7 protein-coding genes are annotated in these 8,568 nt (G+C 69.1%); 5 read left to right on the forward strand and 2 right to left on the reverse strand.

Annotated elements, in window-relative coordinates; translation table 11 throughout:
* Positions 1–287: 287 nt before the first annotated feature.
* Positions 288–1,139 (forward strand): serine protease, encoded by an 852-nt coding sequence (locus ACFWGJ_RS38385; RefSeq protein ID WP_387333586.1) that lies wholly within the window; start codon positions 288–290, stop codon positions 1,137–1,139.
* Between the two features lie 23 nt (positions 1,140–1,162).
* Here ACFWGJ_RS38385 and ACFWGJ_RS38390 read toward each other — a convergent pair whose 3' ends face one another.
* Both ACFWGJ_RS38390 and ACFWGJ_RS38395 read right to left on the reverse strand, forming a co-directional pair.
* Positions 1,163–2,788, reverse strand: coding sequence for an amidohydrolase family protein (locus ACFWGJ_RS38390; protein WP_387333587.1), 1,626 nt, complete (start codon positions 2,786–2,788; stop codon positions 1,163–1,165).
* 9 nt (positions 2,789–2,797) lie between these two features.
* Complete coding sequence (locus tag ACFWGJ_RS38395; RefSeq protein ID WP_387333588.1) at positions 2,798–4,099, reverse strand: amino acid deaminase; 1,302 nt, start codon at positions 4,097–4,099, stop codon at positions 2,798–2,800.
* Positions 4,100–4,240: 141 nt separating this feature from the next.
* Here ACFWGJ_RS38395 and ACFWGJ_RS38400 point away from each other — a divergent pair, with 141 nt between their 5' ends.
* From ACFWGJ_RS38400 to ACFWGJ_RS38415, 4 genes are all read left to right on the forward strand, one after another.
* Positions 4,241–5,515 carry a sugar kinase gene (locus tag ACFWGJ_RS38400; protein WP_387333589.1) on the forward strand — a complete coding sequence of 425 codons (1,275 nt, stop codon included), beginning with the start codon at positions 4,241–4,243 and terminating at the stop codon, positions 5,513–5,515.
* Entirely contained in the window at positions 5,512–6,276 is a 765-nt protein-coding gene (locus ACFWGJ_RS38405) for an IclR family transcriptional regulator (protein WP_387333590.1), read from the forward strand. The genes ACFWGJ_RS38400 and ACFWGJ_RS38405 overlap by 4 nt, the downstream gene beginning before the upstream one ends.
* A complete protein-coding gene (locus ACFWGJ_RS38410; protein ID WP_381833529.1) occupies positions 6,273–6,686 on the forward strand; it encodes a RidA family protein in 414 nt (137 codons plus the stop codon). The genes ACFWGJ_RS38405 and ACFWGJ_RS38410 overlap by 4 nt, the downstream gene beginning before the upstream one ends.
* Before the next feature lie 128 nt (positions 6,687–6,814).
* Complete coding sequence (locus ACFWGJ_RS38415) at positions 6,815–8,365, forward strand: GntP family permease (RefSeq protein ID WP_387333591.1); 1,551 nt, start codon at positions 6,815–6,817, stop codon at positions 8,363–8,365.
* The last annotated feature ends 203 nt before the right edge of the window (positions 8,366–8,568 follow it).

Below are 8,568 nucleotides of genomic sequence, written 5' to 3' on the forward strand. Positions count from 1 at the left end.
CCCCTAAAGGCGAGGCGGCCCGTCAGGGGCGCGGGGAACTGCGCGGGCAACCCCCACCCGCCCGCAGGCAACACGCATGGGTCACCCCCCCAGGCCCCCAGGCCCCCAGGCCCCCAGGCCCCCAGGCCCCCAGGCCCCCAGGCCCCCAGGCCTCCAGGCCCCCAGGGGCCCGGCGGCTGGAAATGGGTTCTTGTCGGGGTGGGGGTGGGACTTCAGAATGCGCATGACAAAAACGGGAAGTGGTCGGAAGATCTTCGGCCGCTCACGTCACAAGAGGGGACCCCCACATGAAAAAGCCTCTCCTTGCCACGCTCGGCGCCCTGATGATCACAGGGACCGGCCTGGCAGCACCGGCGGTGGCCGCCACGGAGACGGACACCGCCACCACCGCCCCCACGGCCGTCCAGGCCGTCACCTTCGCCGGCACCGTCTCGCTCAGCAACTGCTCCGGCTCCGTCGTGCGCTTCCCCGACTCCGAGGACGACGACCCGGCGCTGGTGATGTCGAACGGCCACTGCCTGGAGACCGGCTTCCCCGCGGCCGGCGAGGTCATCGTCGACCAGGCCTCCACCCGCACCTTCGGCCTGCTGAACTCCGCCGGCACCCGCGTCGCCACCCTGCGCGCCAGCAAGATCACGTACGCCACGATGACCGACACGGACGTCTCGCTCTACCAGCTCACCACCACCTACGGGGCGATCAAGTCCTCGTACGGCATCAGCCCGCTGACCCTCAACGACACGCACCCGGTCGCCGGCACCGCCATCACGGTCGTCTCCGGCTACTGGAAGCGCACGTACGCCTGCAACGTCGACGGCTTCGCCTACCGCCTCAAGGAGGGTGCCTGGACCTGGAAGGACTCGGTCCGCTACACCTCCGCCTGCCAGACCATCGGCGGCACCTCGGGCTCACCCGTGATCGACAACGCCACCGGCAACGTCGTCGCCGTCAACAACACCGGCAACGAGGACGGCGGACGCTGCACGGACAACAACCCGTGCGAGGTGGACGAGAACGGCACCGTCACCGTCCGCGAGGGCATCAACTACGGCCAGGAGACGTACCAGATACCCGCCTGCTTCGGCCTCGACAGCAAACTCGACCTGAACGCCAGCGGCTGCACCCTGCCCAAGCCGTAACCAGTCGACCGGTGGGCGGGCGGTCAGCCGGCGGTCCGGCGGACCGCCCGCCCCGCCAGCACATCCGTCCGCCGCCCGTCCTCGACGACGAACCGTCCGTCGATGAGCACATGCGGGATGCCGGTCGGCAGCGTACGAGGCGCGTCGAACGTGGACCCCGCGGCGACCGTCTCCGGGTCGAAGAGCACCAGGTCCGCCCGGTACCCCTCCCTCACCAGCCCGCGGTCGGGCAGCCGCAGCCGCGCCGCGGGTCGTGAGGTGAGGTGCGCGACGCACTCCTCCAGACCGAGGACACCCAGCTCCCGCACGTACCGGCCCAGGTACTGCGGGAAGGTGCCGTATGCCCGGGGATGCGGCTTGTCACCCCGCAGGATGCCGTCCGAGCCCCCGGTGTGCACGCGGTGCCGCATGATCGTCTGCACGTTCTCCTCGTGCCCCACGTGCTGCAGGATCGTCGACCCGAGATTGTCGTCGAGCAACAGCCGACGCGCGGTCGTCCAGGGCGCCTCACCCCGCGCGTCCGCCGACTCCTGGACCGTCCGCCCCACGTACGAGGCAAGCGCGGGATCGGCGACACCCGAAATCTCAATCGTGTCCCATTCGATGGGCACGCCATGACACCCGTCCGACCCCACCACCTCCATGTCGTGACGGATCCGCCCAGCCGTCCCGCCATCCCTCAGCCGGGCCAGGGTCGCCTCCGGCCCGCCCTCACTCGCCCAACTGGGCAGCATCGCCACAAGAGTCGTACACCCGGGCGTGTACGGATACGTATCAAGACTGATGTCCGCCCCACCGTCCAGCGCCTCATCGAGCAGCGCCAACAGCTCAGAGCCCCTTCCCTTGTTGACGCCGAAGTTCATGGTGGCGTGCGCGAGATGCAGTGAGCACCCGGCCTCACGGGTCAGCTCCACCATCTCCCGGTACGCCTCCAGGGCGCCGGCGCCGTACGACCGGTGGTGCGGGCAGTAGTAGCCGCCGTACTCGGCGACGACCCGGCACAGCTCGGTCAGCTCGGCGTCCTTGGCGTACATGCCGGGGGTGTACGTGAGCCCCGACGACATGCCGACCGCGCCCTCACGCATGCCGTCGGCGACCAACTGCCGCATCCGCCCCAGCTCTTCGGGCGTCGCCTCCCGGTCGTCCCAGCCGACGGCGAGCATCCGCACAGCACCTTGAGGAATCAGATAGGCGGCGTTGACGGCGATCCCCTCCCCACCGAACCCATGGTCCAGGCGGTCGAGGTATTCCCCCACCGAACGCCAGCTGAAGTCGATGTCGTCCCCGCTGCCGTTCCAGCCGGTGATCGCGCGGCGCACCTCGGCGAGCGTGCGGTCGTCCACGGGGGCGTACGACAGCCCGTCCTGCCCGATGACCTCCAGCGTGACCCCCTGGGCCACCTTGGCGCTGTGGTCGGGATCCCGCAGCAGGGCCAGATCACTGTGGGCGTGCATGTCGATGAACCCGGGAGCCAACACCAGCCCCTCGGCATCCACCACCCGACGGGCGACGGGCCTCAGACACCCGGCAGCGGCCGCTTCCTGCACCACGGTCGTGATCCGGCCGCCCTCGATCCCCACGTCGGCCCGGAAGGACGGGCCTCCGCTGCCGTCGACGACGTCCACGTCACGGATGACGAGATCCAGCATGGCGAGCTCCTAGAAATAGGTGCGGACGTAGTCGACGACGGTGCCGTCCTGCTCCACCACAGGAATCAGCTGCCACTTGTCGAACGAGGTACAGGGATGCGAAAGCCCCATCCCCACCCAGTCACCGACCTCCAGCACAGCGCCCTCGTCGGTCCGGATCCAGGCGTGCTGATCGGACAGCGAGGTGACACCGATACCCTCCGCGGGCCGCTCACCGCCCTCCCCCCGCACGACCTGCACGACGGGCAGATCGAGGTCGTAGGCGGCATCGCGCTTGCCGGCGTTGGCGAAGGCCTGCTCGGCCGAGGGCCGGGAAACGACCTGGGCCCAGAGCCGGAAGGCGGGCTGCAGAGCACCCTCCTCGGGCACCCGCACGAAGGGCGTCACCTCCCGATAGTGCCCGTCGTCGTGCGAGACATAGGCACCCGACCGCAGCACCTTCAACACAGGCAACGACAACCCAGGCAGCTCCGCAAAAACATCAGCCACGGCATCGAACCAGGCACTGCCCCCCGCACTCACCACGATCTCGTCGAGCCCAGCCCCCGCGAACCGTCCCGCCTTGTCGAAGTCCACGACCAGGCCGATGAGCCGCCGCAGCCAGGCCCGTACCCGCTCGGGGTCGGCATCCGGGACCTCACCCTCGTACCCCGCGACCCCCACCAGCCGAAGCGTGTCCACACCGGCCACGGCATCGGCGACGACCCGGCACTCGGCCTCGGTCCGCACCCCGGTCCGGGCACCCTCACCGGCCGCAAGCTCGACGACGACGTCCACGGGCCGCGAGGAGGAGGCCCCCCGCAGCGCGGCATCCATCAACTCGACCCCCCGCACGGAGTCGACGTAACAGACGAACCGGAATGAGGGATCGTCGGCCAACTGGCCGGCAATCCAAGCAAGCGCAGCCGCATCGACCAACTCGTTGGCCAGAAAGACCCGCTGGACACCAAAGGCGCGGGCCACCCGCATCTGATGCGGCACGGCAAGCGTGATCCCCCAGGCCCCATGTTCGATCTGCCGCCAAAAAAGCTGAGGCGCCATGGACGTCTTCCCATGGGGAGCAAAAACAAGACCGTGCCGCTCCGCATACGTCTCCATGAGCTGCAGATTGTGCTCAAGCCGCTCGGCGGAGAGGGCGAGCAACGGCGTGGTGAACCCACCGCTGAACAGATTGCGGCGCTCAAGAGCCAGCTCGCCGACGGTCAGCCCTTCGGCGTCGGGCGGCAGGCCCTTGAACCGATGGTCGACGGGCTCATCGGCGAGCGAGGCGAGACGTTCCCTGCCACGAGCAGAGACGGAGTCGGCGGCCATAGCGGAGCCTCCTTCATAGAGGCCATTGCATTCTCCGCAACGGCCATTGCGTATCACGCTTACTGCTGTCTAACATCTCGGCCAACGCCGGGTCAACGGAGCCGCCCAGGACCCACGGCAGAGACAGGAGCCCCCACCACCGTGACCCGCACCGGACCGCCCGAACCCGACGACACCCAGCGCCCTCCGGCCGCGGCGGAGGTCGTCACCCTCGGCGAGTCCATGGTCACGTTCCTGCCCTCCCGCCCAGGCCGCCTCGCCGACGTACCGACCTTCGAGCGCGCGATCGGCGGCGCGGAATCCAACGTGGCGTGCGTCCTGGCAGCCGCGGGCCACACCACCAAATGGGTCAGCAGGGTCGGCGCGGACGGCTTCGGAGACCACCTCCTGGAGACGATCGCGTCCTACGGCGTGGACACCTCCGCCGTACAACGCGACCCCTCCCGCCCCACAGGCATCTACTTCCGCACGGCCGGCGACAGATCCACCGACGCCCACGAGGTGGCGTACTACCGCACAGGTTCCGCGGCCTCAGCCATGTCCCCCACCACGGTCGACCTCAAGACGCTCCAAGCGGCGAACATCCTCCACCTCTCAGGCATCACGGCAGCCCTATCCCCCACCTGTCTAAGCCTCCTGAAATCCCTCACGTCCCCCCACTCAGCCCACCCAGCCCAGCCCAGCCACCGAAGCCACCCCGCCCGCCCGTTGATCTCCTTCGACGTGAACTACCGGGAGGGGCTCTGGCCGGACGCCACCACGGCGGGCGACACCCTCCTCACCCTGGCCAAAGGCGCGGACCTGGTCTTCGTGGGCGAGGACGAGGCCGAGGAGGCCTGGGGCATCACAGGAGGCCCCGCAGCCATCCGCGAGGCACTCCCGGAGCCCCGACTCCTGGTGATCAAGAACGGCAGCCGAGGCGCCACGCTCTTCGAGTCGAGGCCCGCCACCCACCCGCACTCGCCCACGGACGCGAGGGGGCGTACCGGGGGGTGTTCGCCCGCAGGCGCCGGTGCGTCAACCGCGCTCCCCTCCAAAGCCCCCTGTTCCGCACCGGACCGAGGACGGACACCCCCCGGTACGCCCCCGCCCCACCCCCCACGCGAGGGCGACACGGTGACCGAGGCCGGCGCCCTCAAGGTCGACGTAGTGGCCACAGTGGGAGCAGGCGACGCCTTCGCAGCAGGCTTCCTCTCGGCAACCCTCCGGGGCCTCCCCCCAAAAGCCCGCCTCCGCCACGGCCACCTCATGGCCGCAGCAGCCCTCACCACCTCCGGCGACCTGGCCACACCCCCCTCCCGCGTCCACGCCGACCGCCTGGCCGCCCTGGACGACACCGCGTGGGGGAGACTTCGACTCGCCCCCGGCTGGACGAACACCGCAGACCGGGCCCAGGAGGAGGTACCGACCCCATGAGCCAGACAGTCGACCGAGCGCTGAGCATCCTGCCGCTGCTCGCCGAGGGCCCCGCCGACCTAGGACAGGTCGCCGACCGCCTCGAAGTCCACAAGTCCACGGCCCTCAGGCTCCTGCGCACCCTCCACGAACACGGCCTGGTCTACCGCCAGTCGGACCAGCGCTACCGCCTGGGCGCCCGCCTCTTCGCGCTGGCCCAGGAAGCCGTGGAGAACCTGGACGTCCGCGAGATCGCCCACCCCCACCTCGTACGCCTCAACGAAAATATCGGCCACACGGTCCACCTGGCGGTGCACGAGGACGGCGAAGTCCTCTACATCGACAAGGTTGACAGCCGCTACCCGGTCCGCATGTACTCCCGCATCGGCAAACCGGTAGCGATCACCGTGGCCGCCGTGGCGAAGCTCCTCCTCGCGGACCTCCCCGACGCCGAGCGCCGCACCTTCGCGGAGAAGCTCGACTACCCCATGTACACGCCCCGTTCGACCCCCAGCGCCCCCGCCTTCCTGAGGGAACTGGACAAGGTCAAAGAACAGGGCTGGGCCACCGACCTCGGAGGCCACGAGGAGTCCATCAACTGCGTGGCCGCCCCCATCCGGGGCACCGACGGACGCGTAGTGGCAGCCATGTCCGTCTCCGCCCCGAACGTAGTGGTCACAGCGGACGAACTCCTCACCCTGCTGCCCCTGGTCCGCCGCACCGCGGAGGCCATCAGCGCCGAGTACTCAGGCAAGAACCCGACGAAGGAACAGAGCTCATGACCGACAAGACCGCCCTGACCCCCAAGACCCACACCACCCCGCCCGCCAAGTTCTCGCACGGCGTCAGGAAGGGCAACATCCTCCAGGTCGCGGGCCAGGTCGGCTTCCTGCCCGCGGTGGAGGGCCAGCCGCCGACGCCCGCGGGACCGACGCTGCGCGAGCAGACCCTCCAGACGCTCGCCAACGTGAAGGCCATTCTCGAAGAGGGCGGCGCCTCCTGGGACGACGCGATGATGATCCGCGTCTACCTCACGGACGTGGACCACTTCGCGGAGATGAACGCGATCTACAACGAGTACTTCGAGGACCAAAACCTCACCGCACCCCCCGCGGCCCGCACCACGGTCTACGTGGGCCTGCCGGCGGGCCTCCTGATCGAAATCGACGCTCTGGCGGTCCTGACCGCGTAAAAACGCGGCCCCAACCCCCCACCCCCCCACACCCCCCAAAAACCCGCACGACAAACGGCGATACCCCCTGCCCAAAAACATGCTCGACACCCCACCCCACACCCTGCCCAGAAAAAGAGGACCTCCCCATGACCCCGCTCCTCGCAGCAGCCCCAACAGCCCCAGAAATCCCACCCCACACAGGAGGCCTGCTCCTCCTCCTGGACGGCACGGCAGGACTCCTGACCGTCGCGGCCCTGGGCATCGTTCTGCTGCTGGTCCTGATCATCAAGGTCAGACTCCAGCCGTTCGTAGCCCTGCTGGCGGTCTCCATAGCGGTGGGCCTCTCCGCGGGCCTCTCCGTCACGGAACTCTTCGGCACGGTCCAGAGATCGACCTCCGTCTCGATGATCGAGTCGGGCATGGGCGGCATCCTCGGCCACGTGGCGATCATCATCGGCCTGGGCACGATGCTGGGCGCGATCCTTGAGGTGTCAGGCGGCGCGGAGGCACTCTCCACCCGCCTGCTGAACCTCTTCGGCGAGAAGCGCGCCCCGCTCGCCATGGGCCTCACCGGCCTCATCTTCGGCATCCCGGTCTTCTTCGACGTGGGCATCTTCGTCCTGGCACCGATCGTCTACGCGGCAGCCAAGCGCTCGGGCAAGTCGATTCTGCTCTACTGCATGCCGCTGCTCGCGGGCCTGTCGATGACGCACGCGTTCCTGCCCCCGCACCCCGGCCCGGTGGCCGCCGCGGGCCTGTTCAAGGTGGACCTCGGCTGGGTCATCCTGATGGGCATCGTCGTAGGCATCCCGGCCGTACTCGCAGCTTGGGCGTACGCGGCCTGGATCGGCAAGCGCCTCTTCGTCCCCGTACCGCAGGACATGCTGGAGGCGGCGGACGAGGCGAAGTCGGCGGTGGCCGAGGAACGAGCGGCCCGCCGAGCGGCAGCCCGCTCCACGGGCGCAGGCGCAGACGCAGGCGCAGGAGCCGTCGCCACCACCACGACCCCCGACGACTACGCGGAAGAACCGGTCTCCCTCCCCACGGTCTTCCTCATCATCGGCACCCCCCTGCTGCTGATCCTGGCCGCGACGTTCTCCTCGATCGCGCTGGACCCCTCGACCTTCCGCTCGGTCATCGAGTTCTTCGGTCACCCCTTCGTCGCGCTGACGATCGCGCTGCTGATGGCGTACTACCTGCTGGGCATCAGGCGCGGCTGGTCCCGCAAGTCCCTGGAAACGGTCTCGACGTCATCCCTCAAGCCGGTGGGCAACATCCTGCTGGTGGTGGGCGCGGGTGGTGTCTTCGGCGCCGTACTCAAGGGCTCGGGCATCGCGGACGCACTGGCGGACACCTTCAACGACGTGGGCCTGCCGGTCATCGTGCTGGCCTACCTGATCTCGGTCGTCCTGCGCGTGGCCCAGGGCTCGGCGACGGTCGCCATCGTCACCACGGCGGGCATCGTGGTCCCGCTGGTGGAGGGCCAGGACCTCTCGCAGGCACACCTGGCACTGATCATCATGGCGATCTCGGCCGGCTCGATCTTCGCCTCGCACGTCAACGACGGCGGCTTCTGGATCGTCGCCAAGTACTTCGGCATCAGCGAACGCGACACCCTCAAGTCGTGGACGGTCCTGGAGACGGTGCTGTCGGTGGCGGGCTTCGTGATGGCGGCGGCACTGAGCGTCTTCATATAACGATGTAGCGGGACGAACCGGAGTCCGACTGTTCCTGACACAGGATCGTCGACCATACTGCCCGCTGTGGAGCAGCGCATAGGACCCAACATCCAGCCCCTGCAAGGTGCCGCGGTCGACCCGGCGGCCGTGCCCGGCATCACGGGCCCGCGCCCCGCCGAGCCCGCGCCCGAGAAGCCGGAGCCGTCGGACGCCGTCTCCTC

The sequence above is a fragment of the Streptomyces sp. NPDC060205 genome, from assembly GCF_042728395.1.
In the GTDB taxonomy this organism is placed as follows: Bacteria; Actinomycetota; Actinomycetes; order Streptomycetales; family Streptomycetaceae; genus Streptomyces.

Excerpts from the sequence above, each read along its gene's own strand:
- ACFWGJ_RS38385 (WP_387333586.1), top strand. The coding sequence starts at position 288 with ATGAAAAAGCCTCTCCTTGCCACGCTCGGCGCCCTGATGATCACAGGG.
- ACFWGJ_RS38390 (WP_387333587.1), bottom strand. The coding sequence starts at position 2,788 with ATGCTGGATCTCGTCATCCGTGACGTGGACGTCGTCGACGGCAGCGGA.
- ACFWGJ_RS38395 (WP_387333588.1), bottom strand. The coding sequence starts at position 4,099 with ATGGCCGCCGACTCCGTCTCTGCTCGTGGCAGGGAACGTCTCGCCTCG.
- ACFWGJ_RS38405 (WP_387333590.1), top strand. The coding sequence starts at position 5,512 with ATGAGCCAGACAGTCGACCGAGCGCTGAGCATCCTGCCGCTGCTCGCC.
- ACFWGJ_RS38410 (WP_381833529.1), top strand. The coding sequence starts at position 6,273 with ATGACCGACAAGACCGCCCTGACCCCCAAGACCCACACCACCCCGCCC.
- ACFWGJ_RS38415 (WP_387333591.1), top strand. The coding sequence starts at position 6,815 with ATGACCCCGCTCCTCGCAGCAGCCCCAACAGCCCCAGAAATCCCACCC.